General features: G+C 38.5%; 27 protein-coding genes, 1 tRNA gene and 1 pseudogene. 13 read left to right on the forward strand and 16 right to left on the reverse strand.

Annotated elements, in window-relative coordinates; translation table 11 throughout:
- Nucleotides 1-476 precede the first annotated feature (476 nt).
- From L3V42_RS15845 to L3V42_RS15870, 6 genes are all read right to left on the reverse strand, one after another.
- The gene (locus L3V42_RS15845; RefSeq protein ID WP_238472442.1) at nt 477-1,895 is read right to left on the reverse strand and encodes a hypothetical protein; all 1,419 of its coding nucleotides are present in this window, start codon (nt 1,893-1,895) and stop codon (nt 477-479) included.
- Between the two features lie 388 nt (nt 1,896-2,283).
- Entirely contained in the window at nt 2,284-3,171 is an 888-nt protein-coding gene (locus tag L3V42_RS15850; protein WP_238472443.1) for a hypothetical protein, read from the reverse strand.
- A gap of 330 nt (nt 3,172-3,501) precedes the next feature.
- Nucleotides 3,502-3,909, reverse strand: coding sequence for a hypothetical protein (locus L3V42_RS15855; RefSeq protein WP_238472444.1), 408 nt, complete (start codon nt 3,907-3,909; stop codon nt 3,502-3,504).
- Between the two features lie 353 nt (nt 3,910-4,262).
- Nucleotides 4,263-4,335, reverse strand: a tRNA-Val gene (locus tag L3V42_RS15860).
- A 74-nt stretch (nt 4,336-4,409) separates the two neighbouring features.
- A complete protein-coding gene (locus L3V42_RS15865; RefSeq protein ID WP_235761240.1) occupies nt 4,410-4,604 on the reverse strand; it encodes a YjfB family protein in 195 nt (64 codons plus the stop codon).
- A 218-nt stretch (nt 4,605-4,822) separates the two neighbouring features.
- On the reverse strand, nt 4,823-5,074 hold the full coding sequence (locus tag L3V42_RS15870) for a hypothetical protein (RefSeq protein ID WP_238472445.1): 252 nt from the start codon (nt 5,072-5,074) through the stop codon (nt 4,823-4,825).
- Nucleotides 5,075-5,274: 200 nt separating this feature from the next.
- Here L3V42_RS15870 and L3V42_RS15875 point away from each other — a divergent pair, with 200 nt between their 5' ends.
- The 6 genes from L3V42_RS15875 (at nt 5,275) to L3V42_RS15900 (ending at nt 11,866) form a co-directional block, all read left to right on the forward strand.
- The gene (locus tag L3V42_RS15875) at nt 5,275-7,014 is read left to right on the forward strand and encodes an ABC transporter ATP-binding protein (RefSeq protein WP_235761239.1); all 1,740 of its coding nucleotides are present in this window, start codon (nt 5,275-5,277) and stop codon (nt 7,012-7,014) included.
- Nucleotides 7,004-8,833, forward strand: coding sequence for an ABC transporter ATP-binding protein (locus tag L3V42_RS15880; protein ID WP_238472446.1), 1,830 nt, complete (start codon nt 7,004-7,006; stop codon nt 8,831-8,833). Before L3V42_RS15875 ends, L3V42_RS15880 begins: the two co-directional genes overlap by 11 nt.
- Nucleotides 8,834-8,897: 64 nt before the next feature.
- Nucleotides 8,898-9,623, forward strand: a complete 726-nt coding sequence (locus L3V42_RS15885; protein ID WP_235761237.1) for an alpha/beta hydrolase — start codon at nt 8,898-8,900, stop codon at nt 9,621-9,623.
- Nucleotides 9,624-10,097: 474 nt separating this feature from the next.
- Complete coding sequence (locus tag L3V42_RS15890) at nt 10,098-10,610, forward strand: YjcG family protein (protein WP_235761236.1); 513 nt, start codon at nt 10,098-10,100, stop codon at nt 10,608-10,610.
- A gap of 4 nt (nt 10,611-10,614) precedes the next feature.
- Nucleotides 10,615-11,040, forward strand: coding sequence for a GNAT family N-acetyltransferase (locus L3V42_RS15895; RefSeq protein ID WP_235761235.1), 426 nt, complete (start codon nt 10,615-10,617; stop codon nt 11,038-11,040).
- A 121-nt stretch (nt 11,041-11,161) separates the two neighbouring features.
- On the forward strand, nt 11,162-11,866 hold the full coding sequence (locus tag L3V42_RS15900) for a DUF421 domain-containing protein (protein WP_238472447.1): 705 nt from the start codon (nt 11,162-11,164) through the stop codon (nt 11,864-11,866).
- Nucleotides 11,867-11,890: 24 nt separating this feature from the next.
- Here L3V42_RS15900 and L3V42_RS15905 read toward each other — a convergent pair whose 3' ends face one another.
- Nucleotides 11,891-12,148 carry a hypothetical protein gene (locus L3V42_RS15905; RefSeq protein ID WP_235761233.1) on the reverse strand — a complete coding sequence of 86 codons (258 nt, stop codon included), beginning with the start codon at nt 12,146-12,148 and terminating at the stop codon, nt 11,891-11,893.
- Nucleotides 12,149-12,369: 221 nt separating this feature from the next.
- On the opposite strand from L3V42_RS15905, the gene L3V42_RS15910 reads away from it, so the two are divergent.
- Complete coding sequence (locus tag L3V42_RS15910) at nt 12,370-12,849, forward strand: CotY/CotZ family spore coat protein (RefSeq protein WP_235761232.1); 480 nt, start codon at nt 12,370-12,372, stop codon at nt 12,847-12,849.
- A gap of 71 nt (nt 12,850-12,920) precedes the next feature.
- Here L3V42_RS15910 and L3V42_RS15915 read toward each other — a convergent pair whose 3' ends face one another.
- Nucleotides 12,921-13,367, reverse strand: a complete 447-nt coding sequence (locus L3V42_RS15915) for a CotO family spore coat protein (protein ID WP_235761231.1) — start codon at nt 13,365-13,367, stop codon at nt 12,921-12,923.
- 156 nt (nt 13,368-13,523) lie between these two features.
- On the opposite strand from L3V42_RS15915, the pseudogene L3V42_RS18665 reads away from it, so the two are divergent.
- A pseudogene (locus L3V42_RS18665) lies at nt 13,524-13,874 on the forward strand (glycosyl hydrolase family 18 protein); the annotation flags it as partial.
- A gap of 115 nt (nt 13,875-13,989) precedes the next feature.
- On the opposite strand, the gene mgtE reads toward L3V42_RS18665, so the two are convergent.
- A complete protein-coding gene (mgtE, locus tag L3V42_RS15920; RefSeq protein ID WP_235761229.1) occupies nt 13,990-15,375 on the reverse strand; it encodes a magnesium transporter in 1,386 nt (461 codons plus the stop codon).
- 240 nt (nt 15,376-15,615) lie between these two features.
- On the opposite strand from mgtE, the gene prpE reads away from it, so the two are divergent.
- Nucleotides 15,616-16,356, forward strand: a complete 741-nt coding sequence (gene prpE / locus L3V42_RS15925) for a bis(5'-nucleosyl)-tetraphosphatase PrpE (RefSeq protein ID WP_238472448.1) — start codon at nt 15,616-15,618, stop codon at nt 16,354-16,356.
- Here the strand turns inward: prpE and L3V42_RS15930 are convergent.
- The 3 genes from L3V42_RS15930 to yjbM are packed head-to-tail and all read right to left on the reverse strand — an operon-like array spanning nt 16,353 to nt 18,725.
- Nucleotides 16,353-17,243, reverse strand: coding sequence for an RluA family pseudouridine synthase (locus L3V42_RS15930; protein WP_238472449.1), 891 nt, complete (start codon nt 17,241-17,243; stop codon nt 16,353-16,355). The two genes, prpE and L3V42_RS15930, sit on opposite strands and share 4 nt — an antisense overlap.
- Nucleotides 17,244-17,258: 15 nt before the next feature.
- Nucleotides 17,259-18,077: an NAD kinase gene (locus L3V42_RS15935; protein WP_235761227.1), complete on the reverse strand. Its 819-nt coding sequence runs from the start codon at nt 18,075-18,077 to the stop codon at nt 17,259-17,261.
- 39 nt (nt 18,078-18,116) lie between these two features.
- The gene (gene yjbM / locus L3V42_RS15940; RefSeq protein ID WP_235761226.1) at nt 18,117-18,725 is read right to left on the reverse strand and encodes a GTP diphosphokinase; all 609 of its coding nucleotides are present in this window, start codon (nt 18,723-18,725) and stop codon (nt 18,117-18,119) included.
- A gap of 134 nt (nt 18,726-18,859) precedes the next feature.
- Here yjbM and L3V42_RS15945 point away from each other — a divergent pair, with 134 nt between their 5' ends.
- The 4 genes from L3V42_RS15945 to L3V42_RS15960 all read left to right on the forward strand — a co-directional run bounded on the left by L3V42_RS15945 (nt 18,860) and on the right by L3V42_RS15960 (nt 21,570).
- Nucleotides 18,860-19,447 carry a CYTH domain-containing protein gene (locus L3V42_RS15945; RefSeq protein ID WP_235761225.1) on the forward strand — a complete coding sequence of 196 codons (588 nt, stop codon included), beginning with the start codon at nt 18,860-18,862 and terminating at the stop codon, nt 19,445-19,447.
- 95 nt (nt 19,448-19,542) lie between these two features.
- The gene (locus L3V42_RS15950; RefSeq protein WP_238472450.1) at nt 19,543-19,929 is read left to right on the forward strand and encodes a globin domain-containing protein; all 387 of its coding nucleotides are present in this window, start codon (nt 19,543-19,545) and stop codon (nt 19,927-19,929) included.
- 18 nt (nt 19,930-19,947) lie between these two features.
- A complete protein-coding gene (locus tag L3V42_RS15955; RefSeq protein WP_235761223.1) occupies nt 19,948-20,808 on the forward strand; it encodes a DsbA family protein in 861 nt (286 codons plus the stop codon).
- A 582-nt stretch (nt 20,809-21,390) separates the two neighbouring features.
- Nucleotides 21,391-21,570, forward strand: coding sequence for a hypothetical protein (locus L3V42_RS15960; protein WP_238472451.1), 180 nt, complete (start codon nt 21,391-21,393; stop codon nt 21,568-21,570).
- Between the two features lie 36 nt (nt 21,571-21,606).
- On the opposite strand, the gene pepF is transcribed toward L3V42_RS15960, so the two are convergent.
- From pepF to spxA, 4 genes are all read right to left on the reverse strand, one after another.
- Nucleotides 21,607-23,415, reverse strand: a complete 1,809-nt coding sequence (gene pepF, locus L3V42_RS15965; protein ID WP_238472452.1) for an oligoendopeptidase F — start codon at nt 23,413-23,415, stop codon at nt 21,607-21,609.
- 105 nt (nt 23,416-23,520) lie between these two features.
- Entirely contained in the window at nt 23,521-24,696 is a 1,176-nt protein-coding gene (locus tag L3V42_RS15970) for a competence protein CoiA (protein ID WP_235761220.1), read from the reverse strand.
- A 96-nt stretch (nt 24,697-24,792) separates the two neighbouring features.
- Complete coding sequence (gene mecA, locus L3V42_RS15975; protein ID WP_238472453.1) at nt 24,793-25,485, reverse strand: adaptor protein MecA; 693 nt, start codon at nt 25,483-25,485, stop codon at nt 24,793-24,795.
- A gap of 261 nt (nt 25,486-25,746) precedes the next feature.
- Complete coding sequence (gene spxA, locus L3V42_RS15980; RefSeq protein WP_235761218.1) at nt 25,747-26,142, reverse strand: transcriptional regulator SpxA; 396 nt, start codon at nt 26,140-26,142, stop codon at nt 25,747-25,749.
- Between the last annotated feature and the right edge of the window lie 395 nt (nt 26,143-26,537).

Genomic DNA, 26,537 nt, shown 5'->3' on the forward strand with positions numbered 1-26,537 from the left:
TATATAAGCAATTGAATACGTTCTATTAGGGTTAAATATATATTTTTAGGCAACATTTGGACAACAATTTGGGCAACAATCTAACAAAGCTATAAACGATATGTTTCAACATTTCGCTTAACGAATACCGTAGATCGGGTTGAAAATGAAGAACAAAACGGCTTGTCAAATCCATTCGTAAAAATGAATATCTATTTCTATAGAATTATGAGGGGCCGTAGTTATCCCACTACGTCCTGATTAGATTTCGATACGAGTAATCAATAAAAACTACAGATATTATCACGTTTCCTGAGTATCCCTAATATCTGTCCTCTCATTTAACTTTTTAGTTAAACGAGAGTCCCAAATTAATTTAACTGTCTTCAAATGTTCTTTTCATAACCAGGTTGTTCTATCTACTCTATATAATGTGAAAATAGCACCATTATATAGTTAATTTTTTTTTAGACTGCGACATTTTTTATAATGTCATATTACTTTTTATCTTTCTTCTTTCTCATTATAAAAAGATATAAAGCAATAACTACTACTCCAGAAACTCCCATAAACATTATATAGTTTAGTAATGTATCTAATGGAGTGATTTCTTGAGCAAATCGTATTTCATAAATAGGTTTGACAATATAGTCAAATAGTACAGACATTGATAGGATAAAAGAAACAAACCCAACTATAAAATGAAAAAGGCTATCTCTTTTTGCTTTTGTAAACTCCTTTTGTCGAAAAGATATATCTGCTAACCCATCAATGCGATCAATTTGATCATTTATTTTGAAAAGATTATTTATTGCATAATCCATTACTGTGTGTGCTTTAAGAATGTTTGTATATTTAAGTGAAATTTGTTGCTTCAGTAGATGAAGTTCTTTTTTTGATTTCAGCAACTCGTCTAAAGATTCATCATCAACAACTTTTGAATATACAATCATTTTAGTATTTAAAATTGCTAGCTCCTCATCCAAAACTGCAGCAGGCATATATGAGTCCATAATATCACCCATTGTTAAAGTGATATGTTCAAAAACATAAAATTTTGTCGATGGATGCTCACTAAAATTAATAAGTTTTCTGTCATATAGCGGGTTATTTTCTGTGTACTCAAATCCATTTCTTATTAATTGAATTTGTTTATCTGTTAGATTAGGATTATCTAGCGAAATTAGAGTCCTTCCGAACCATGAGTATTTCTCATATTTTAATAACATTGATAAAAACATTTCTGCTAGTTCATGAACATCCCTTATCGAAATATCTTCAAAGTTATATACTGCAGATACATTAGATTCAAAGTTGAATAACTCTCCATTTTCTTTGTTCATTTCTAGACCTAGTGCTATAAAGTAAGTATATGGCAGTTTTAAGTTCTTTATTTTATCTCCAATTCTTAGTAATCTATCTGCAAATTCTTCGACAGTCTCTGTCTCATCGTGTGGATAATAGTTAAAATCTACTACTACAATTTCATTATTCACAACTTTGACCACAGGATAAATCCGATAATAGTATTCTGTTTCCTTTTCCAACTCAATAACTATAGGCTGAAAAATAAAATAGCTATATTCATCTATATAATCTTCATCTTTTGAAAAAAAGAAGTTTCTAAATAATTTCTCACCAGAAATATGAGCTAAATAATGAGATTCAAAGTCATCAATATTGATTTCGCCAAATTTCAATTTAGCCATCGTTGTGTAATCTTCAGTGTGAAAGTCTATCTTAGATTTTTCAAGTTTACCATCTTTTACACGGGTCATATTAAAATCATCATCAATGTAACAATATAAAGCCCTTGTAGCTATGAGACTTGAAACAATTTCAGGATCTACAACAGCATTATATAGCCCAAAAGAAAAGCTCTTCCTAACTCTAAAATCTTTAATATACGTCTGCATAGTACCTCCTTAATTAACTATGTAAAATTCACACTTTATAAGTGATAAAACTCCCCTATAGCGTTTAAAAATTGACTAAAAATAATCCACTATATTTCTAAATTGTGAATTCATGGTTTTTGAACAGATACTCTAGAGTAATCGTTATAGATGATTCCATTTTAATAACGCCACCGGAGAGTATATTTTATAGTCTTATTGTACCATAATTAAATCAAGTGTTTTGATGCCTTGTTTATACTTAGGTTAATATAATTATACAATGGTAATTTCACATTCTTGTTAAATAACTGTACTTAAATTAATATTAAAACATCAAAAAGCTATTGTATGCTGATTATACCTCCCTGTCAGCCAACCCATATATGTTTGGGCTATGTAATTTTTATTATTTACCATCATTCGTTAATTTTCGCATCGCTAGGATTAGATAACCGAATAGAGCCACTAATTCACTTAAAAATAGAATGATTAATACCACTTTTGTAAGTGAATCATTATATGTGTTTGGAGGATAAGGCAATAATGTTACTGGGTAAGCGATACCTACAATACCACTGTATATGAGGACAGCTAAACCACTCCAGACTCCATTAGGCTTTCCATATTCGGTTAAAATTTTATCCTGCTCTATTTTCTGGAGTTTTAAGACTGCCAATTCCGTTTCTAACTGTTCCTTTATTTTAACTTGGTTGCGATAATAATGATTTACTGGAGGTACTGTTTTATGTAGATTTGATAAAGATGATATATCTGGAAGATAAGGGTAACCCGAATTTTTACTAGGCAATGATTCATATATATAATCATATGCTAATTCATACCAATCTAGTTTTCCAGGTTGGGAAACTTCAGTGGATAATCTTTTTTTAAACTTATAAAAATCACTAGGAACAGAATCAAACTGGCTTACAAGGTCTTTTACTTCATTAAAAATAGATTCATATTCTTTAACATATGGATACAACTGTTCCAAACTTAATCCTGTAAATCGATCCTCTTTATGTATTTCTTCCAATGATATTTTACCTTTTGATAGTTCCTCAACATTATCCCTTATAAAATCAAATGCATCTTCACTTATGATATAGTCCGTTACTTGGGACAAAGTATCTTCTTTTGCAGTGATTTCATTATTTATTTCTCTTAGTTTTCTATTGATCCCATTTTGTTCACTGGAAAGCGTAATGACCCTACTAACTAAAAATCCTCCGATGATGGCAATTAATGCTGCTGTTGACGTCACTATCGTTGAGATTAAGATTTCTAAATTCATATGGTTCCCCTTTCGCTTACTTATTTCTACCATACAAATTACATTACCAATTTAATTCTTCCTTTGTTTAGAGTAAGTTATTCTAGTATTTTTTCCATCTGTTGCAGCAACTCCTTTTGCTGCGTTTCTAAAACAAAAAAAGGTACTTTTTTCAAAAGTCGTTTGGTATGTTAAATATCTGTCAACATATAGTGCTTATCCTTCTTTAAGCATAGCACCCGTTATATGAAGAAAGATGAAGTAATACCCTAATTATGTGAGTAACCCAATATACTATTAGAAATTAGAATAAAGTAAATGATTAATTATTAAATTATTTATAAAATGAAATTACTCGTATGTTTTTTCTGAAAGCTCTTGTTCAACTAGGATATCCTTACCTTCAATTTCCGAACCAATCACACCATTAAATCTATAAATACGCTTGGTTACTTTTCTCCCGTTCCCATTAACCCCCAAGTTAAAGCCACCTTCCGAACCAGATTGAAGACCAACGCCTCCACTACCACTATTATCATAAAACTCTTCAATCTCTACTTCCGCTGCAGTTTCAATTCTTTTTGCTATTGCTAACTCTTGTGCAACTCGAGCTTGATATTCCGAAATTCTGTTTTCAATTTCTTGGAGACGTGCTTCATTTTCTAGTTTAGAAAGATCACCTTGCTCTGTAATAGAACTTGATTTTTTGATTGATTTAGCTAACTCTTGTACCAATAAACTTGTAAGTGGCTCAAGCATTAATTTTACCCCTCTCCAATAAAATATTATTAATAATTAAATAATACCATATTGATTTAGAATACCCCTAAACTTCACAGCAATAAATAACTATTCTATAATCAAAATAGTCATATTCATTCTTCAACTAAGTGCCTCGTTGGTTGAAGTATATATTCTTTCACAAATCTCCATACTTGGTTTAATATAAGCCTTTATGACCCTAGATATATCTTATAATGGATGCTAATTCGCTTGCTAAAACACTTGTTATTCTTATTTAGACAACAATTGGGCAACAAAACCAAACATTTTATAATGATTACAAATACAAAAAAACGCTCAATCCCTTACAGGACAAGCGTTTCAATTAATGATTCCGATTGGGCTCGAACCAACGACCTCTACCCTGTCAAGGTAGCGCTCTCCCAGCTGAGCTACGGAATCGTTTTTTCAACTGCAAGATTTAGTATACAATAAATTTACATTTCTTGCAAGCAACATTTTACATTTCGTATTTTTTATACTTGAATATCAATTTTTCCACCTAAATACGGATGACCTGCATCCGGTGCACTTACACCTTCATCCAGCATTTCAAGCATATCATTCGCTTGAACTTTTCCAGTGTCCATCATCATTTTCATTACTGAAAGGCTTGCTTGCTGCTTCACTTGGGATTGGCTTAATACTGTAGAAAGCTTTGCAATATCCATTTCCTTACCCCTTTCTCTGTAAATCATTTGACTATATCTATCATACCATATCTATGAACGTTTCCAAGTCTCTCTTTCTATCAATTTGATAGCTAGGAGCAAACGAGAAGCTCCCACTGTATCGAACCAACGACCTCTAAGCGCTCTGCCAACTGAGCGATGAACAATCATTCTAAGCGTAAGATATTGTATATACTGACCTATATATTTGCGTTGAATTAAGGATTCTGTTTTCCTTTACTGCCTATTATTGAAAATGCTTTTACATACAAAGGTGTTAGGATTATAAATGTAACCGTTACAAGTAATCCATCAGCCATTAAGTCAATAAAGGCTCCATTCATCACAATGATGGATAGTAAAATTAAAACTATCAGTAAATAAACATAATCAAAACTCATTTGTTTAAAAATAGGAGGTTTCAAATAAATGAAACAAAAAACACCAATCATTAAAAGTATAAACGCCATCTTACCCACCACCTTATTTTCGATCTGAAATGCCCGTATATTTGAACCTAAGTTTAACTTGACCTAAGCATGAAATCAACCATTCTTCAATAAATGCTACAAAACTTCGACCCCCGAAATATGATAGTGGATAAATAACCCGATTCCCCTTATAATAATTAAATAATTGCTATTATTTTTCTTGCTTGGAGGGTCAGCGTTTGAAAAATGTTTTTTCCTTTTTAAAACCTTATAAAATATCCATTATTTTGGCTTATATATTTATGTTTTCTGAACTGATTATCGAGCTCCTTCTCCCTTTATTTCTCGGGTTGATGATCGATCAGGGAGTGCTGCAGGAAGATGTAGGAAATATTGTCATGTGGGGAGGCATCATGATTGGACTCGCAGCTTTATCCCTCGTTGTCGGAGTGTTGAACTCATTCTATTCTTCTCATGTCAGCTTTGCATTCGGTTATGACCTAAGACAAAAGCTGTTCTCCCGCATCCAATATTTTTCCTTTAAAAGCTTAAGTAATTACCCAACTTCAGCACTTGTGACACGCTTTACGAACGATATTCGCCAGATTCAAAATATGGTCTTCATGGCGCTTCGGATCATGGCAAAAGCCCCTTTCCTTGTGCTTGGCGGAGTGACGATGGCATTTATTGTAAATACACGCCTAGCGTTGATCTTTCTTGTGACAGTTCCTTTACTCATACTCTTTTTATTCCTTGTGATGAAGTATGCCAGTAAGATGTTTTCGAACGTTCAGGCGAATGTCGATCACGTCAACCGGGTTATGCAGGAGAATCTTGCAGGCATGCGGCTCATTAAAGCGTTTGGGCGTAGGAATTTTGAGAAAGACCGCTTCACGAGTGCAAATGAGAATTTAGCGACTTCAACGAAAAGTACTTTCCGCTTTGTGGAATCCACGATGCCGATCCTTTTATTTATTATGAACTTAAGCCTCATCTTCATCATTTGGTTCGGAAACGTCCAGTCGCTTGCCGGGAATGCAGCAGTTGGAGAAGTTGTTTCTATTGTCAATTATGCAATGCGCGTTGCGATGGCAATTTCGATGTTTTCCTTTATTATTATCATTCTCTCAAGAACGAAAGCATCGGCAGAACGGGTAAATGAAGTACTGACATTAGAAGATGAAGGTGAGTCAGAGTATGATGAAGCTGAAACAGAGGGTAACATTGCAATTAAGGATGGTACAGTGGAATATCGCAATGTATATTTCCAATATCCTGCAACAGATGAGGTTATTTTAAAAAATGTTTCCTTCACGATTCAAGCAAAAGAAACCCTTGCGATTATGGGCGCCACCGGATCGGGCAAAACATCAATATTCCAACTGATGCCAAGACTTTTCGACCCGACTAAAGGAGAGGTGCGGATTGACGGACAAGCAATTAATTCCTATGCCTTTCATACCTTAAGGGGCAGTATTGGATATGTACCGCAAAATCCGCTCCTATTCACCGGAACGATTCGAGATAATATCGTTTGGGGAAAAGGTGGTGCGTCTGATGCAGAAATGATACAAGCCGCAAAAGATGCACAAATTCACGATACAATCATGCATTTACCTAAACAGTATGATACGAGAGTCGGACAAAAAGGAGTGAATCTCTCCGGCGGACAAAAACAGCGGATTTCGATTGCAAGAGCACTGATCCGGAAACCGAAGATACTCATGCTTGATGATAGTACAAGTGCACTTGACCTTGCGACAGAAGCACGATTGCTGCAGGCAATTGAAGCATACAGCTGTACCATCATGATTATTACGCAAAAAATTTCCACCGCAAGAACTACTGACCGGATCCTATTAATGGATGAAGGAGAAGTGCTTGCAATAGGGACACATGATGAATTACTTAAACAATCCAAGCTTTATCAGCAGATTGTGGAATCCCAGCACGGAAAGGAGTATGCAAATGTCGAATAAAGACTGGAAGGCTCCCTTCCACTATGAGAAGATCAGGCTTGATTCTATCCAGGTCAATCAAGACAAACGGGCGAAAAATATGGGAGCTACCCTAAAACGGATTTGGGAATACCTCTCCGGGCAGAAAGGGATGCTTTTTCTCGTCATCTTCATGGTGTTATTTAGTTCTAGTCTCGGTTTACTTGGTCCCTATCTGATTGGGATGGCGATTGATGATTATATTGTAACCAGAGAAACAAGTGGACTTGGAACGCTGCTTCTCGGCTTGATTTTTGTTTTCCTCTTCCATTCACTTACGATTTTCTTACAAAACTTCTGGATGATTGGCATTGCCCAGAATACGGTATTTGACTTGCGAAAGGATTTATTTGAACAATTTCACAGACTGCCGATTTCTTATTTTGATAAACGGCAACACGGGGAATTGATGAGCCGACTGACAAACGATATCGATAACGTCAATAATACGCTCAACCAATCGGTCATTCAAATCTTCTCAAGTGTTCTGACGCTTGCCGGGACCTTGATTGTCATGCTTATACTCAGTTCGATCCTAACGGTTGTTACGCTCGTCATTGTTCCTCTCATGTTTTACGCGATGAAATGGATCACTTCCCGCACCGGTCCGCTCTATAAAATGCAACAAAGACATCTTGGGGAAGTGAATGGTTATGTAGAAGAAATTATTTCCGGTCAACATGTTGTGAAGACGTATTCGCAGGAAGAGAAAGTGATTAACGGGTTTGAAGAAAGAAATAATGAATTAAAGCGCACTGGTTTCTGGGCGCAGATGATTGCCGGTCTCATTCCGAAGATCATGAACATGCTGAACTTCTTAAGCTTTGGATTAATTGCCCTTGCTGGTGGCCTGCTTGCGATTTACAGTAATCAGGAGCTTGTTACAGTTGGGATTATCGTTATATTCACGGAGTATGCCAGACAGTTCACCCGGCCTTTGAACGAGCTTTCCAACCAGTTCAATATCCTTTTATCCGCGATTGCCGGCGCAGAGCGTGTATTTAATGTGATGGATGAGGAGATAGAAGAACGGGATGAACAGCATGCAAAAGAACTAATGGAAACGTCCGGGCACATTATATTTGATGAGGTTCAGTTTGCTTATGAAGCGGATACCATCCTGGACGGGATAAGCTTTGAAGCAAAACCCGGCGAGACGGTTGCCTTTGTCGGACATACTGGTGCAGGGAAAACGACAATCATTAATCTGATCTCCCGCTTCTATAATTATAATTCAGGGGAAATTACCTTAGACGGCATCGATATAAAAGACATTACGAGAAGCAGCTTAAGAAAACAAATGGCTTTCGTCCTGCAGGATGCCTTTCTGTTCCAAGGAACCATCAGAGAAAATATCCGTTATGGAAAGCTTGATGCAACGGATTCAGAAGTCGAACAAGCTGCAAAAGATGCGAATGCACATGACTTCATCACAAAACTTCCCAATGGGTATGATACAATTCTCGATCAATCGGGAAGCGGTATTAGTCAGGGACAGAAACAGTTGCTCACGATTGCTCGCGCACTGATTGCCAATCCATCGATTTTGGTTTTGGATGAAGCGACAAGTAATATTGATACGATTACAGAACTCAAAATCCAGGAAGCTCTTAAACGGCTAATGGAAGGCAGAACAAGCTTCGTCATCGCCCACCGGCTGAATACAGTCAAAGAAGCAAATACCATCATCATGCTCGAACACGGAAAAATCATTGAAAAAGGAAGCCATGCTGAACTTATTAAGCAAAAAGGTGCTTATTATAATCTTCATGAAAGTCAACTGCTTGAACAGGCAAACTAAGCAATAGAACAACAACTACAGACATGATATTATAAAGTTAACATATGAACAAGAGGTGGAATCATTGGCACGAAGAGGGAAAATGGTCGACAAAGAAATCGAGAGCAAATATTTAGGAGAAACAAAAGTATTAAAAGTTTATTACCCGGAAAGCTTCTCAGACTTATACAAGTACAACATTTGCATGATGTTCGACGGGGATGATTATTATCAGATGGGACGGATTGCAACCTTTAGTGACCGACTGCATGAAGACTATGAACTTACGAACACAATATTTGTTGGGATCCATTACAAAGATGCGGAGGATAGACGGAGAAAATACCATCCAAATGGAAATGAATACGACGCTTTTACGAAGTTTGTCGTGAAGGAAGTTGTTCCGCTGCTTGATGACCTCCTTCCTACGTATCATATGGGGAAATCGCGTATTCTGATGGGAGACTCACTTGCCGGAACTTTTTCGTTACTGACTGCTTTGCGGTATCCGAATACATTCGGAAAAGTAATTCTGCAATCCCCTTTCATCGATGAACCGGTGATGGAACAAGTAAAACAAGCAAAAGACCTAGCCGCACTTGATATATATCACACAATCGGCGCAAAAGAAGACGAGGCGAAACTAACGGACGGAAGCACCGTAGACCAATTAACTCCGAACCGCGAACTAAAAGCCTTATTGGAAGCTGGAAACAGCAATTATCTCTATTACGAGTTAGAAGACGGCGAACATACGTGGAAATATTGGCAGAAAGATATGATCCGTGCATTAACGTCCATCATCGACTAGAAAAATACAGCAATTTTCATCTATATTATTAACTTTCTGAAACAAATGTAGCATAATTTTCTAAGTTTGTTATAATTGAAAACAAAGGTGGAAACGCCCGTTTAGCAACGCACAAACTGTGCCTCCCAGGATGGGAGGTAGTCCGATGTTGCCCCAGGAAGGGGCGAACTTAATCGAACCTCCTTTTTACCGGAAGGGAGATAAAGGAAACTCAGGCGAAGATAGTGAGTTGATGTTGAGTTTCACCACAAGGGTATAAGTGCGACTAAGCCTCTGGCTGAAGCCAATCGGCAAGTCTTCTTTATCGATTAGAGGAGTGTGAAGTTTGATTGTTGTTGGGCGTTGGAACCGGACGTGGCTAGGGTTAGCGATGTTGGTTAACCACAGCATTTTCGATTTAGAGTTTACTACGCAAAATAAAATTACCTATCTATGTGCACTCAAACAGACTACTAATAAACGGGAGGTTTTATGATGAACTTTGGAATTGCTTTTTTTCCGTCAAAAGAAATTCAAGATGCAGCCAACTCCTATAGAAAACGTTATGACCCACGCTACACACTCATCCCGCCTCATATTACGTTAAAGGACAGTTTCAAAATTGAGGATGGTAAGATGGATGAGACTGTCACGGAGTTGAAACGAATCGCAATGGAAACAGCGCCTTTTCCGATTCACATTACAAAGGTAAGCTCCTTCGAGCCTGTGACCAATACAATTTATTTCAAAGTTGAAAAGTCTGAGGAAATCATAAAACTGGAAGAGAAACTGCATAGTGGAAAATTTGAAGATACCCGGAAGCATCCTTTTGTACCGCATGTCACCTTAGCACAGGAACTGACTCATGTGGAATTTACGGATATCCTTGGGAGACTCAATATGGAAAATCATACGTATGAAGATACGTTTGACCGTTTCCAGTTATTATATCAATTAGATAACGGACAATGGACGGTCCATGAAACGTTTGTACTTGGAAGGGAATAATCGAATGGATTTACGCATTGTGACAACAGAGAAAGAAAGAGATGACGCCACCCTCGTGCGCATGATTGTCTTTGTAAAAGAACAGCATGTTCCGGAAGAAGAAGAGCTTGATCAATACGACAAGACAGCTATTCACTTTGTTGGATATGTTCAAGATGAACCGATTGCTGCCAGCAGACTGCGTTATGTGGACGAATATGGTAAGCTGGAACGAATCTGCGTACGAAAAGAGTTTCGTGGTAAACATTTTGGCAAGATGATAATAGATGAAATGGAACGAAAAATTCGAGAGGACGGCTACCTGAAAGCAAAGTTGAACGCTCAAACCCATGCAATCGGATTTTATGAAGACCAAGGATACACGAAGTTATCCGATGATGTTTTTATGGATGCCGGAATTCCGCACGTAACGATGATAAAAGAATTATAATGAATAAACCGTATGAAAGCATGCGGTTTATTTTTTTAGCTTTTTCCCCAATTGATAAGTGGTTACCGAATAAAATGCTTGGTAACGGTTAAGCTATACTCGTTGATTGGAGGAGATTCCTATGTCTGGCTATGTCGAAATGTTTTTTGACCTTGTCTTTGGCTTCTTTGCCTTATTCGCATTGACGAAAATTCTTGGTAAAACACAAATATCCCAAATCACAGCATTTGACTTCATTTCAGCAATTGTCCTTGGGGAACTAATCGGTAATGCTCTTTATGATGATAAAGTCGGTATTCCTCAAATTGGATTTGTCGTCATTGTCTGGGGTGGTTTAATGTATACGACAGAATATATTACCCAGCGATTCAAAGGTTCACGTTACCTGTTGGAAGGAAGCCCGGCAATCGTTATCTATAATGGAAAGCTTATCCGTGACGTAATGAAAAAGAATAAATTGGACGTCAATCAATTGAAACATATGCTGCGGGCGAAGGACATCTTTTCTATGGATCAAGTGGAATATGCAATCCTTGAAGCGAACGGGACAGTCTCGGTGTTAAGGAAATCGGATTACCAATCACCGACAAGGAAAGATATGAAACTCGCGGCACAACCGGTTCAATTGCCGATTACATTAATTAATGATGGAGAAATAATTTATGATAATCTCAAGGAGAGAAACTTAACGGAGGATTGGTTGCTTGGGGAACTAAAAAAACAAAATTACAAGCTGGAAGATATTTTTCACGCGGAGTATGAAAAAGATAAAGACCTGCAAATATACCCGATTCAAAATCGGAACCATCAAAAATGGGATGTTTAACCGTTTCTTAAACATCCCATTTTTTTATATTGTTTCGCTGAAGATCCTCCCTTTTCCTGTTATCTCCGCATACGTCTCCTCTACTGCTTGCTGATGTTGTGGTGTCCTCGTTTTATAATTACTCGGGAATAAACGTTCATATTCACTGGACACTTCTTGATGCTTTCTTTCCAATATCGGACGAAAGCTGGCATTTACCGGTGACACAGATAATTTATCCGAAACCGCCCGTTCTTGATAATTGATGTACTGATATCGATCAACCGGCATAATATAACCCATCAGCTCCCCCTCCCTTTCGTCTTTACTTTGTATTATATGTTTCGGTATTGAATATTGATTTCTGACGGTACTCCTATTAAACGATACCCTTTATTCTGAAAAATATGCCTACTTCAGCTAGACAATCACACTAAATTTGGATGAGATTTGCCCACACCAACCACCTATTCACACATATGTTATTACAGAAAGTCAATAATTTGTGAAAGGAGTAATTATGTATGAGTTGTGGTTGTGGAAAAGATTATAACACAGGGAACTGTGTCATCGACGTGTTGAAAGAAATAGAGAGAGCACAGAAAGATGTAGTGGAGCAATGCTGCAACACAAGTTGCGAACGCTCAATCAATGACCTGCTTGGCGAGACAGATACGAACAATGGTTTAGATACTGTACCAGTTATTCTATACTGTAAAGACGGGTGTAAGCCATTTAAAGGATTTGGAGCAGACCGTAAATGGGAGGAAAAAATTGGCCCAATTGTAGCAAGCTTCATTTTCCGTGTGAAAAGCATTGATGATGATGGTTGTGCAGTCTTAGAGTTGTTATTAGCACATGAACAGCCATGTGGCTATAACGACTTGAAAGATCCAACCGAGCAAAAAACAAAAAATTTACAAGCAACAGGAATCTGTATTACGGTTGACTTGCATTGCTTCTGCCACGTTACATGTCTTCCGGCAATTAGCGTCTTTAACTAAGCATGATGAAATAAGCGCCCGAATGATGAATTCTTTCATCATTCGGGCGCTTACCTTTTTTGACTCGGAAATTATAGACTAAGCAAGCGAATCCGTTCGATTGTTTCATAAGGGAGCTGGAGGCTTCTTCTTCCGCTTCGTATTGTAGCTGCTCCGTCCTTATAATCTAAAACAATGCCCTTATAACTGCGTTCGGTCGTTCTAATTTCACAAATCAGCCGTGGTGCATAAGAAGGTTTATCGGCTAAGTAAATGAGCTGCTCCTCAACCGTCATATCCTGAAAGTTTTTATCTTTCTCTCGTTCCGTGTCATCTGTTTCGCTTTCATCTGAAACTGAGTTATGATTGTAAATCGGTACCGTTCTTTTAATCCGGCCGGGATTGGATGGTTTTTCTTTTTTTTCTGCAGCTTTCATTTTGGATGACCGATAGTACTCTTGCATATTGGCATTGATCTTCTCTGTGCGAGCCTGGTGAATATATAATAATGGAGCCTTGGCATACCGTTCCTTATCCAATATCCGTCTCCCCTTCAATTATAAATTTTCATAATCAGTATATGCCGAAGACGCCCAGCCGTGTGTAAGTATATTGGAACAAAATAAACGGATTGAAATATACTGTTTAAAAAGCCTAATCATTTAACATCCATTAGGTCTTTAGAGAGGATGGATAGTTCTAAAATAATCCTTGGGGTGCCATTATATGGATAAGACTGGGAACTACCTTATAATCCCAATACGATAGCAACTGCCATTTCGAACCATGATGCAGTCGATCTTGCAATGCGTTCTGGCAGTCCGATTCGTTTCTCCGCAGAATATGCGTCACCTTATTTTTACTACGCTGATCAATTCGGACAAAGCCACGTTGTTTGGTTCGAAGATTCTAAAAGTATAGCCGAAAAGTTTTCGCTTGTTAGAGAATACGGGCTTCTCGGTACGGGAGCTTGGCAAATTGGTCTTGGCTTTACACAAGGGCCTTGGATTTTGACTAAGTTTTTTAATATTAGAAAGGTGACATGATATTTATTTTCCCGATTTAATTCGGGTATTCTTTGAACCTCCCAACACGGAGGTCACGAGTGTTCTTGGTTTATTTATAAAAAAAAGGGGGGCTCACTCCACCCCCAGCTTCCATTCACACAAGATACGACATGAAAGTTGTTGCCATGCCGAAATAGATTAGGATCGATGTAATATCGTTCAAAGTCGTGATGAATGGCCCAGATGCAACCGCCGGATCGATGTTCAATCGTTCCATGAGCATTGGAATGAAAGCTCCTGCGATTGTCGCTACAATCAGAGATGCCATAATCGATACTCCAACAAGCATCCCTAAAACCAGATTCTGTTGCCAAATAAAAATAACGATAGAAATAATGACGCCGGATACGCTCCCTGTGATAACACCTGTCCCAAGTTCACGCAGCAACCATTTAAGGTTCCCCTGCTTGCCGAAATTGCCTGTTGCAAGCCCTCGAACTGCAACAGCTAGCGACTGTGTTCCAGAATTACCTGCCATCCCGGCAATTAATGGGATGAAAATGGCAAGGACTGCAACCTGTTCCAACGTTTCTTCAAATTGTCCGATCAAACTTGCAGTAAAGAGACCAAGGAATAATAAAATGATTAACCATGGCAACCGTTTTTTGGCTGCTTCAAACGGTGTATCGGTGTGATGTTCGCCATCTGCCACCCCAGCAAGCTTGGAATAGTCTTCACTCGCTTCCGCGTCTACAACATCTAAAATGTCGTCGACCGTAATAATCCCGATGAGATGATTTTGAAAGTCAACAACCGGAACAGCGAGAAAGTCGTAATCCATAAACAATTGTGCTACTTCTTCTTGGTCTTTGCCGACGGATACTGTAATGACCCATTCGCTCATGATGTCTTTAATCAACATATCGCTGTCAGAAATGATAAGGTCACGAATGGACAGTACTCCCGCGATCTTCTTCATTTCATCAACGACATATAAATAATAAATCATCTCCGCATCGGGTGCTTCTTCTTTTAACACTTGCATGACCTGCTCGACGGTTTGAGTATCGTATAAGGCGATAAACTCCGTCGTCATAATACTACCGGCTGTTTTCTCCTCATAATTTAAAAGGATTTTAATTTCTTCAGCAGCTTCCTGATCCATCAGCGTCAAAAAACTTGCGACTTCTTCTTTTTCTAATAAATTCAGAATATCAACCGCATCATCCGCTGGCAGTTCGGTCAAGATTGCCCCGGAATATTGTGGATCCATCTCCGTAAAGTATTCCAACGTATCTTCAAAATCCATACTTTCGATAATTTCGGCAAATTCCGCTGGAGACAAGTATCCATATATCCACTGGCGGAGCGGCTCAGGCTGTTCCTTGAAAAAACTTGCCTGTTCATACGTGTGCATATCAAGAAAATCTTCCCTAAAATTTTCAATATCATCTTTTTCAAGAGACGTTTGTAATGTATTAAAGCGAGCTTGATAGTTTTCTTCTTTTTCTGCTTCATATCTCTCTAATGATTCACTCATGTTCACCAATCCTTTCCTACAAACCTCTCTATGTATATATCCTTTCCACTAATGAACATTTAAAAACTACAGAAACTACTAATTACTTTCATTCAGTGTTCATTCACTAATTTTAGCTTTCTAATCGCCGTTCAGGAGGTACGAGAGGTGTTTGGACTGCGGACCTCCTGAAGAGAATAAGTTCTTATTTCATAATACGAGCGATATTGTGTACAATAGTTCATAAAGGAGGTACGAATGATGAAAGTTGATTGTATTGGAGATGTGCACGGATGTATCGATGAGCTGCACGATCTTTTCCAAACATTAGGATACCATTATGAAAATCAAGTTTTCAAACATCCCGGCGGACGCGTTCCTGTTTTTCTTGGTGATTTAACCGACCGCGGTCCGAACTCGCTTGCAGTTATTCGCCTCGTTTACCGAATGGTCGTCACAGAAAAGATCGCCCGCTATGTACCAGGAAACCATTGCAATAAATTATATCGCTTTTTTCTTGGTAATAATGTCCAACAGAAGCATGGACTGGAAACAACCGTTCAAGAATATGAAACCCTTGATAACAAAGAAAAGCAGCACATTCGAGAGCAGTTCATGTCTTTATATGAGCAGGCTCCTCTCTATCTTGAAATTCCTGAAGTAAATGCCGTCATCGCACATGCCGGAATAAAAGAAGAATATATCGGTCGTACGGATAAGCAAGTGAAAAGCTTCGTCCTTTACGGAGATACTACCGGCAAGTCCGATGATTTGGGTAGGCCGATCCGACGTGATTGGGCAAAACATTATCACGGAAAGCGTTGGATTATTTATGGCCATACCCCAGTTAAGGCTCCACGAATCATCCATCATACGATAAATATTGATACTGGCTGTGTGTTCGGAAATGCATTGACCGCTTATCAGCTTCCCGAACAGACTATCGTTTCGACCCCATCCACGCAACCGTGGAATGAAGAGAAATTTCGTTCGTTCGATTAATCACTTGATAGTTGATTCATTGCCTTCACCATATCTTCCGGCAAATCAGTAACGACCGTAAGTGCTTTTCCTGTAAACGGGTGTAAAAAACGAATCTCATGGCAGTGGAGAGCCTGACGATTCAAGCTATCTTTTTTCCCGCCATATAAATCATCGCCTAATAAGGGGTGATTTAAATATGAAAAATGAACCCGAATCTGATGCGTTCTCCCTGTTTCAAGTTCCACTTCCACAAGTGTATGTTCAGCTAACCGTTTCTTCAATTTATAGTGCGTTACTGCGCGTTTTCCAGTATCTGTTACCATGCGTTCTACAATGGAGGCTGGATTCCTTCCAATAGGCGCATCAATCTTTCCTTCTTTCCTGTCCATATGGCCCTCTACAATCGTCATATACTTCCTGTTGATTGTGAAGCGCTGTTGACTTTTTGCAAGGAGGCTATGGCTCAATCGGTCTTTTGCTATTAATAATAAACCAGAGGTATCCTTGTCCAATCTCGTGACAATATGGATTGTATGAGGGTTTCCGATTTTTTCATAATGGGCAAGGACTCCGTTTGCGACCGTGCCTGATTTATATTTCGGTGATGGAAGAGTTGGCATTCCCGGCGGTTTGTTGATTACGAGTACCGCTTCATCTTCATATTCAATTGTAAGATCAAGCTGTTCAGGAAAGAGCCACTTACTTACAGGCTCGGGAGGCAACTGTACTTCCAATATATCCCCTGCCTTCAGTTGTGCCCTTACCGTCTCCCTTACCTCATTCAGTAAAATATTACCTTCATCCGATTTTGCCGCAATTAAGATTCGTCTTGAAAAACCGCCTACTTGTTGTAAAAAGTCTCGGATTAACATTCCCGCTTGCTCGTTCTTGATTGTCCATTTCATTTATTGATTGCCTCTCTATTCTCCCATCCTATAATTCCCATCGGAAACGAATGAATCACGTACTCGGTTCCAGAATGGGAATTGCCTAAATCTTGCAAAGCGCGCTTTTTCCTTTGCTACGCGGCACTGGATGGACTTCACTTCTGAGTATGTGTTTGTGTAATGATCAATTGAAATCAGAAAACTGCTATCACGCATTGGACGCAACATGCACGTATGGTGCTGTGGCAAAATAAGCGGTGAGCCTATCGTACGGAAAACCCGATTATTAATCGAAGCCATTTCTGTTAATTGAATCGCTTCGAGTGATGGGTGGATAATCGCGCCCCCCAGTGCTTTATTATAGGCAGTACTTCCCGATGGTGTAGAAATACAAATACCGTCTCCTCGGAAAGTTTCGAAATGTTCACCCTTAATTTCAACATCGAGGACGACAGAAGAACCATCTGCTGTCTTGATCATCACTTCATTCAGTGCGAGTAACCGGTCTTCTTTTTCTCCCGTTTTCGAACGGATAATGACTTCGAGAAGCGGGTACTCTACCGTTTGGAATGGGGTCTTCGCAATTTCAATAATTAGTTTTTCCAACTCATCAGGTGTGTAGTCGGCGTAGAAACCAAGATGACCGGTATGAACCCCAATAAAAGCAGTCTCCTGCAGGCGATGATGATAACGGTGAAAAGCTTCCAGAAATGTACCGTCTCCGCCAACTGATATGACGAGTTCCGGCTCTTCCTTACTATATTCCAAATCAAATTCCGTTAAGTATTGTTTCATCGTTGCTTTAATTGTTTTTGAACGATTATCGTCTCTTGACACAATTACAAATTTCATGATCTTCTCCCCCTTAAATGCGGTTGTCTGATTACATGATTACAACCGGTGGAAAATCCGGTTTGCTTCTTGAATTTCATTTTTAATTTTTGACATTTCTTCATCTAGATTAAAAGCTGCTTCTGCTGCAAGCTGTAATCGTTTTTGGATTTTTTCAGGTATTCTTCCTTTATATTTATAATTTAAGGAGTGTTCATTCGTCGCCCAGAAGTTCATGGCAAGTGTACGGATTTGGATTTCCGCAGTAACGAGCTTTCTTCCGTGAATCGTTTCGGTAGGATATTGAATAATCATATGAAAGGATCGGTAGCCACTGCTTTTCTTACTTTTGATATAATCTATTTCTTCAAGAATAGTAAAATCGCTTCTTTCACGCAACATGTCGACTACGGTATAAATATCATCGACAAATTGACAAACAACACGGATTCCCGCGATATCTTGGATTTCATCTGCAATCTCGTTCAGCGGTACTTGTCTTCTCTCCGCTTTTTCCAAGATGCTCGGAATCGGCTTTACCCTTGCTGTAATAAATTCAATTGGGGAGTGTCTTGATTCATGTTCAAATTGTTTGCGCATTCCTTTTAGTTTCACTTTTAATTCTTCTACTACCTGTTCATAAGGAGCTAGAATTACTTCCCAATTCACTGTCACCACTCCTCTTTCTTTTGAGTCTGTACCTAGTCTATTTTAACACATGCAGAGAAAAAGGCTATTCATTGCATATTACTTGAGAAATTGCCATAATCAATTATAATCACTTTACAACGGAGGCATTTCGAGTGGCACAGGAAATTGAAATTGAATTTAAAAACTTATTGACGAAAGCTGAATTTGATACATTACTGGAGACATTTCCCTTCCCTAAAGAACCAATCAAACAAACGAACCATTATTTTGAAACAGAAAACCTAGAGTTGAAAAAGCATCATAGCGCCTTAAGAATTAGGGAGAAAAACGGGGAGTTTACGTTAACATTAAAAGAGCCTTTTGGTGACAGCCTACTGGAAACGCATGATCAATTAACGCAAAAAGAAGCCGCAAGTTGGCTAAATGGGAAGCCTGCACCGAAAAAGAATGTTGGAAAACAGTTGGAACAGTTAGAAGTCGATTTCACCGATCTAAAATACTTCGGTGAGCTGTCAACCGAGCGCTGGGAATATCAGAATAAAGACACCCTCTATGTCCTTGATTACAGTACGTACAACGAACAGGATGATTATGAATTCGAGCTGGAAGCGAAAAGCCGTCCAGATGGGGAAAAAGTGTTTAAATGGGTACTGGAAACAAATCATATTCCAAAACGCCGGACACCGAACAAGATTGAGCGATTCTTCATGAATTTGAAAAATCTGGATGGAAAACATTAGATGCTATGTAAATAATCCCTGTTATAAATCAGATTTGTTGCTCATATACTAAACCCCTGCTACAATAATGAAAAACAAAATTAGGAGAAATCCATATGCAGGACATCAGACACCGCTCTATTTATGAAGCAATTGGCGGCTATAGTGAAATAGAGAAGATAGTTGACAGTTTTTACGAACGAGTAGCAAAACATCCGTTACTCATTCCAATTTTTCCGGAAGATTTGACGGAGACGGCAAGAAAGCAAAAATTATTTCTTACCCAGTTCTTCGGCGGACCGAGGCTTTACGAAGCAGAAAGAGGTCACCCGATGATGCGCAGAAGGCATCTCCCCTTCCCCATTACACCAAGCAGGCGTGACGCCTGGCTGGATTGTATGGAAGAGGCACTGGAAGAAGCACGTATCGATGAACCTTATCGGACGGTTATTTTTGAGAAATTGACGTTGACAGCTAACCACATGATGAATACACCAGAGTAAAAGAAAGGAGGACTTGATGTGAGCTGGCAGCAACCTGAGTTATTGAGTATGAATCACTCTAACCCATCAGCCACTTATACTGATTTAGATTCTGTTCAGAAGCCTGTAGAAGTTTATCTGTTTTTGGATCCTTTTTCCGCGGAATGTTGGTCTCTGCAATTTTATTTAAAGAAGTTAACATTAGAATATGGCAGATTTTTCACTGTGCGAGTGATTGTAAACAGCCGCTTTTCTTTAGTGAACAAGCAACAGGTACATGCTCCCTTCATTAGTCATGCAGCAATGGTGAGTGAAGGCAGAGAACGCTATCCAGTCACACATCCACTGATTACCTCCCTTGCCATTAAGGCATCTGAGCTGCAAGGTAAGCGGGCAGGGAAAGAATTTTTACAGAAGTTACAAGAAAAGCTGTTCATCGAGCACTTGAATATCTCTGAATTGGATGTCCTGTTCGCTTGTGCGAAAGAGACAAAATTAGATATGCAGGAATTTAAGAAAGATATCGTTTCACCTTCAGCAAAAAGAGCGTACCAATGTGATTTACGCCTTACGAATGAAATGGATGTCGATGCAATGCCGACGATGGTGTTCTTTAATCAGACAGTGGAAGAGCATGGTATTAAAGTTTCTGGATTATACCCTTACGAGATATATGAACTTGTTTTAAGTGAAATCTTACAATATCATCCGATTCCATCCACGAAACCTTCTCTGGAAGATTTGATAAGCCGTTCAACCATTATCGGCAACAAAGAAATTTCCATTATTTATGACTGGTCAGAAACAAAAACTTTAAGGGAAATGAAAAAATTACAATTAAAACAACTAGTGGAGAAAATGGAAATAAATAATGAAATCTACTGGAAACCAAAAATTTGACGGACTATTCATTAGTCGGTCTATTTTTTTGGTTTGGGACAAGGGGTCAGGTGCACTGTCCCAAAATAAACAAAAAAATAAAGGATATACGGGGCAGCGTATATCCTTATTCCGTCTTTGTATGAATACAAAGGGGGGATGGGAGAAAGTTTCATGATCAAACAAAAGGGGTTTTTGTTTGTTTCAACTTATGTATATATCATAACAACTCATAATCAGTTTGACAATAGTTTTGTGTGATAGTTCACAAAAAGTTCAAATTCTGGACATTTTACGCCCGGGGTGGTAATTTTCCGTCCCCCTAAAACTTCTATTTAAAAAGAGCAAAAAAAAAGAGAATATACGGGGCAGCGTACATTCTCTAATATCCGTCTTTGTATGAATACAAAGGGGGATGGGAGAAAGTTTCATGATCAAACAAAAGGGGTTTGTTTGCTTCAACTTACAATTATATAGTAACAGGTATTTTTTCAGTGTGCAAGGGATATGTTCAAGTTTTCACAAATTGTTCAATAATAATTACTCACAGCTGGTATATTTACGTTTCTGCATCATATTTTATACTAGACGAGGAGGATGCGTATGAATCAGTTGTATCCGATTTTATTGTTTATTTTAGTGGTGATTGCTTTATTTGTTAACATGATTGGTTTGATGCGGTTGATTCCATTATTTATAACGTTGCCTCTATTATTTATTTCGATTTATTTCATGCTTTATTCTATTCTGAATCGAAAAAAAGTATATCGGCGCATGCGGTAAATAGGGGAGCGGTTATACAACCTGCTCCCTTTCCCATTATCCTAATAACTTTTCTAATTCCTCTAGCTTCTCTTCAAATACATCTAGCGCGTCCAAGATTGGCTGCTTGGAGTTCATATTGACGCCCGCTTTTTTCAAAACTTCAATCGGGTAATCGCTGCTTCCTGCTTTTAAGAAATTCGTGTAGCGTTCGACTGCTGAGTCCCCTTCTTCCAGGATTTGTTTGGCAAGTGAAGTTGCTGCGGAATAGCCAGTTGCATATTGATATACATAATAGTTGTAATAGAAATGGGGTATTCTTGCCCATTCAAGGCCAATCTCCTCATCACTTACTACAGATGGACCATAATACTTCTTGTTCAAGTCATAATAAATCTCTGTCAGTCGATCTGCAGTGAGTGCTTCTCCGTTTTGTGCACGTGCATGAATGTCATGCTCGAACTCAGCAAACATTGTCTGGCGGAATACTGTTCCCCGAAAGCCTTCCAGGAAGTGGTTAAGGATATACATCTTTTCCTTTTCGTCTTCCAGGTTTTCCAGCAAGTAATCATTAAGTAGCGCTTCATTCGTTGTTGAAGCAACTTCAGCTACGAAAATTGAATAATTCCCATAACGGAATGGCTGATGCTTCCGCGAATAATAGCTATGCACAGAGTGGCCAAGCTCATGCGCAAGTGTAAATGTATTATTAATATTATCCTGCCAGTTCATTAAAATATAAGGATTTGTTCCATACGCACCAGATGAATAAGCTCCACTCCGCTTCCCTTTATTCTCTTCCACGTCAATCCAGCGATTCTCATACGCTTCTTTTAATATTTGCTGATAATCACTACCGAGTGGCTCAAGTCCTTTAGAGACATATTCTTGTGCTTTCTCGTACGGAACTTTCATATCAACCTCTGTCACTAATGGTGTATAGAGATCATACATATGCAGTTCCTCGACACCAAGAACCTTCTTCCTCAATTCTACATAACGATGTAATAATGGAAGACGCTCGTTCACCGCTTCCACGAGATTATCATATACTTCCTCTGGAATATGGTTGGCTGAAAGTGCCGCCTGTCTTGCAGATTCATAGTTACGTACTTTTGCATAGAAATTATCTTTCTTTATATTTCCGCCTAACGTTGCTGAAAAGGTGTTTTTAAATTTACCATATGTTTCATACATTGCCATGAATGCATCTTTCCGCACGCGGCGGTCTTTTGATTCAAGAAAAGTCGAGTATCTGCCATGAGTGACATCAACCTCTTCCCCGTCCTCATTTTTAATCGCTGGAAACGTCAAATCCGCATTATTCAGCATGCCAAAGGTCTGTGCACCTGTTCCAAGAGCTTCCCCTGCTTCTGCAAGCAATGCTTCCTCTTTTTCACTCAGGACGTGCGGGCGGCGTTTCGCGATATCCGCTAACACTTTTTCATAAAGCTTCAGTTCTTCCTTCTCCTCTAAAAATTCGTCCAGCTTGCCTCCATCCATAGCAAGGATCTCTGGAACGATATAGCTCATCGCACTGGATGCTTTCGTAAGCAGCATTTCCGCTTCCGCATTCAACCCTTGATAAAAGGAATTCGTTGTATCTTGATCATAGCGCATATGAGCGTATGTATATAATTTTCCGAGCCTGCTGGACAATTCATCCTGCAGTTTCAATAGATTATATAGCGTATCCGCGGATGTTGCTAACTTTCCTTGATACGCTTCGATTTCTGGAAGGTCTTTCCCAAGTTGAGCATGTTCTTTTTTCCATTCTTCATCATTTGGAAAAATATCTTCCAGCCGCCATGTACGCTCCTCTGGAACTTCACTTCTTGATTTCAATTTTTTCGTCGTATTTGACATCAAATTTCCTCCTTTATATCTGCTTACTATATTAATTCTAGAAAAATATAGAAAACCCCTTCTTTTAGTATAACGAATTAATGACGATTCATGCTCGAATGATGTTTATTTCTTTTGAAAAAGCTCTGTAATGAAGTCACCATCTTCTATCATTGCGGTCTCAAGCTGGTCAGGAAGATGAATCTCCGCTATTTTATGAAAGGAGTCAGCAGAGACATGCCGTAAAATGCCAGCCGAACAAAGATGTCTAAGATATTCGCGGACGGGTTGTACTGGAGTCACAATTAAGGGGAAGTATTCAGAGGGGAACAAATAATTTTGAACGATATGGTTGCAGGCTTGCGTCGTAATTACAGATCCGTTCGGTTTCACAGCGATCACCTCAAACAGAATCCAACTTTGCCATATCCAACCGGGCAGCTTCATGCGGTAAGCTCCTGAAACTGGAAGGTGAACAATCGCCGGCAGCTTTTCGAATTGCAGATCTTTCCTATATAACCAACGATGCCAATTCCGTTCTTCTCCAAACATCCTGCCTCGCCCTCTTAATCTGAAATAGTTCTTTTCCTTTTTCCAGATTGTTGCAAATTGATAGTTCGGTAAAAATTCCTTTGCAAGCAGTCCGGGAAACGTCAATGCTTCTAGTCGATTAATTGTAAGTTTCCCCATTGCACGGTTTTTATTTGTAAAAGTAAAATCTTGGAATTTAATGAGATTACGAGTGAAGGGGCAGTAGTAGAAAAGGCTTAATGGGTAAGCTTCGGTAAATTGATGGATGAACATGCGGGTAAAGGAGTCGATTTTCAGTACTTTATTTCCTTTTCGTTTTAATAATCTTTCGCCGAGAATCCAAACAACGTGGATGCCGGTTCTTTTATATCCGTTTGTTCTGCTAATAATTTCATCACTAGAAATCCTCGAACATTGATATTCTATTGCAATTTTACGTTTACGATAATAAAGCAGCAAATCTGGACGCTGGTTGATTTCCGGAAGATGCGCTTCAAGCTCTACGGTAAGATCTTGACCAAGAAGCCATTCATATAGATGAAGCTTCCCTTGCTCATGATAAGCACCCTCCCCTCCTCCTGATGATGGACAATTTGCGTTAGCTGTATGGGCAAAGTGAGCAACCACTTTCTCGCCAGCCCGCAAAATGACCTTCTCTTCACAAACCGGACAATAAAATGATTCACTATCAGCTTTTAATTGCAGCAGTCGATTCTTTGGAAGCAGTGCTGGGGTGATATATTTTCCATTTTTTGATTTTGCTTGCAGCATGCAAACACCTCCATGCCACTATATTCGACAAAAAATGAAAAAATCCTGCTATTTTTTCACATTTCCCCCAAAAAAATAGACATCCTATCCAGATGTCTATTTTTCTCGCGGAAAGTATTTTCTTATCTCAGCAAACGTATTTTCCTCGATAATTTTTTTCCCGTATTCTTCTAGTACATGGAGGGAAATATCAGAGTTTGTTGCGAATTCATGAATCTTACTCGTAAGGTTCGTTTGAATATTGTCATCATCCAGAACTTCTATGCCGAACTGTACATACAGATAGTACGCTCCTTCATAGTGGTAGAGGGTTTCTTCTATAATTTCATAATCACGCTTCATCAGGTGACTGAGTTGAATCACATCTTCAAAGTCAGCGAACTTTACAATGACCCATAATTTTTCTTCATGGAAACCAGGATTATCATGCACATGTTCTTCACTCTTACCAAATGTGTCTTCGAGGATTTCATCAATATCTTCTTCCCCGTGCAATTCAAAGCTATCGTCATCCTCATCATCCAGTTCGTATTTGTCATCCTGTTTAGAGATTTTAGCTTTTGTAACGATGATTTCAAGACCTTTTTCCATCGCTTGCACTTGGATCCAGAGCGGACCATCCGGACTGAAGTCTTCTTTCTGATTTACTTCATCCATCATATGCCAGAATAGTTGTTCACTGCGTTCTCTATTGTACCAAATGTCTTCCTTTTCATACCCTAAATCTTCAATATCCAAGTACGAGATATAAAACTTAATCGTATTTTCATTTATTCTTTCTATTTCCATTCTTCTACTCTCCCTTCAAGCGAAAGATTTGAAATCTATTAAAATAATATGCGTAAGAATTTATTCAGCCAAGAAAATCGTACCGCTTCTTAGCTTATAGCTATTGTATGATAAAGTATGGTCGTTTGGAAATGAATATGCCTATAATTAAATGTTTATTCTAAAGCAGTTTGAACAATTTGTCACGCATTTTCTTCTTGTTAATCATAAAAGCACAAGACAATGAACTTCTGTCCTGTGCTTTTTAATGTATAATTTCCTTTAGTTTACCATTCGTTGGGCTTCTCTTAATTGGAAAGTACGAACAGTTCTAGGAAGAAAACGTCTGATTTCATCTTCATTATATCCAACCTGAAGCCGTTTTTCATCAAGGATAATCGGTCTTCTTAACAAGCCGGGATTTTTTTGAATTAGATCAAACAAATCCTGCATTGGTAATTGTTCAATATTTACGTCTAATTTCTGGAATACTTTTGAGCGTGTCGAGATGATTTCATCCGTACCATCTTCCGTCATCCGTAAGATGCCTTTTATTTCTTCAATTGTTAGCGGTTCCGAAAAAATGTTACGATCCTTGTACGGAATATCATGCTCTTCCAACCAAGCTTTAGCTTTTCTGCAGGATGTGCAACTTGGTGAGGTATAAAGTGTTACCATGTACTTCACTCCTCAATATTTATTTCTATCGATATGCAAGCAATTAATTAAACTCATTTCTCATTCTTATATTAAAATAAGTTTAAATAAAACCCTTTTATAGTATACTACATTTACCACAAAAAAAGTAGGGGTAAACCTCGAATGTTTGCAGATTTCCCAATCCACCTGCATAAACGACTGTCTACTCGATATTGTACCCGAACTGTTTTCAATTAAACCCTTAAATTCTTAATTGGTTAAAAAAATGGGACACGCACTCTCATTGGAGGCCACTGAAAAACTCCTGTTTTTTAATGGGAGGTAAGTCAAACTAAAATAAGAGAGCTTTTTATGTGTTTTTTCATAAAAAGCTCTCTTATTTACCTAATATCTTCCCTATTTTTGGTCTATTA

The sequence above is a fragment of the Oceanobacillus alkalisoli genome (genome assembly GCF_022213125.1).
GTDB lineage: Bacteria > Bacillota > Bacilli > Bacillales > Amphibacillaceae > Oceanobacillus > Oceanobacillus alkalisoli.

What these genes read in the sequence shown, in the direction of transcription:
- mgtE (WP_235761229.1), bottom strand. Translation starts at nt 15,375, where the DNA reads ATGAGTGAATCATTAGAGAGATATGAAGCAGAAAAAGAAGAAAACTAT.
- L3V42_RS15900 (WP_238472447.1), top strand. Translation starts at nt 11,162, where the DNA reads ATGTCTGGCTATGTCGAAATGTTTTTTGACCTTGTCTTTGGCTTCTTT.
- L3V42_RS15850 (WP_238472443.1), bottom strand. Translation starts at nt 3,171, where the DNA reads ATGAATTTAGAAATCTTAATCTCAACGATAGTGACGTCAACAGCAGCA.
- mecA (WP_238472453.1), bottom strand. Translation starts at nt 25,485, where the DNA reads ATGGAAATAGAAAGAATAAATGAAAATACGATTAAGTTTTATATCTCG.
- L3V42_RS15865 (WP_235761240.1), bottom strand. Translation starts at nt 4,604, where the DNA reads ATGGATATTGCAAAGCTTTCTACAGTATTAAGCCAATCCCAAGTGAAG.
- prpE (WP_238472448.1), top strand. Translation starts at nt 15,616, where the DNA reads ATGAAAGTTGATTGTATTGGAGATGTGCACGGATGTATCGATGAGCTG.
- L3V42_RS15905 (WP_235761233.1), bottom strand. Translation starts at nt 12,148, where the DNA reads ATGGGTTATATTATGCCGGTTGATCGATATCAGTACATCAATTATCAA.
- L3V42_RS15930 (WP_238472449.1), bottom strand. Translation starts at nt 17,243, where the DNA reads ATGAAATGGACAATCAAGAACGAGCAAGCGGGAATGTTAATCCGAGAC.
- L3V42_RS15960 (WP_238472451.1), top strand. Translation starts at nt 21,391, where the DNA reads ATGAATCAGTTGTATCCGATTTTATTGTTTATTTTAGTGGTGATTGCT.
- L3V42_RS15880 (WP_238472446.1), top strand. Translation starts at nt 7,004, where the DNA reads ATGTCGAATAAAGACTGGAAGGCTCCCTTCCACTATGAGAAGATCAGG.
- spxA (WP_235761218.1), bottom strand. Translation starts at nt 26,142, where the DNA reads ATGGTAACACTTTATACCTCACCAAGTTGCACATCCTGCAGAAAAGCT.
- L3V42_RS15845 (WP_238472442.1), bottom strand. Translation starts at nt 1,895, where the DNA reads ATGCAGACGTATATTAAAGATTTTAGAGTTAGGAAGAGCTTTTCTTTT.
- L3V42_RS15890 (WP_235761236.1), top strand. Translation starts at nt 10,098, where the DNA reads ATGAACTTTGGAATTGCTTTTTTTCCGTCAAAAGAAATTCAAGATGCA.
- L3V42_RS15970 (WP_235761220.1), bottom strand. Translation starts at nt 24,696, where the DNA reads ATGCTGCAAGCAAAATCAAAAAATGGAAAATATATCACCCCAGCACTG.
- L3V42_RS15910 (WP_235761232.1), top strand. Translation starts at nt 12,370, where the DNA reads ATGAGTTGTGGTTGTGGAAAAGATTATAACACAGGGAACTGTGTCATC.
- L3V42_RS15935 (WP_235761227.1), bottom strand. Translation starts at nt 18,077, where the DNA reads ATGAAATTTGTAATTGTGTCAAGAGACGATAATCGTTCAAAAACAATT.
- L3V42_RS15855 (WP_238472444.1), bottom strand. Translation starts at nt 3,909, where the DNA reads ATGCTTGAGCCACTTACAAGTTTATTGGTACAAGAGTTAGCTAAATCA.
- L3V42_RS15950 (WP_238472450.1), top strand. Translation starts at nt 19,543, where the DNA reads ATGCAGGACATCAGACACCGCTCTATTTATGAAGCAATTGGCGGCTAT.
- L3V42_RS15870 (WP_238472445.1), bottom strand. Translation starts at nt 5,074, where the DNA reads ATGGCGTTTATACTTTTAATGATTGGTGTTTTTTGTTTCATTTATTTG.
- L3V42_RS15895 (WP_235761235.1), top strand. Translation starts at nt 10,615, where the DNA reads ATGGATTTACGCATTGTGACAACAGAGAAAGAAAGAGATGACGCCACC.
- pepF (WP_238472452.1), bottom strand. Translation starts at nt 23,415, where the DNA reads ATGTCAAATACGACGAAAAAATTGAAATCAAGAAGTGAAGTTCCAGAG.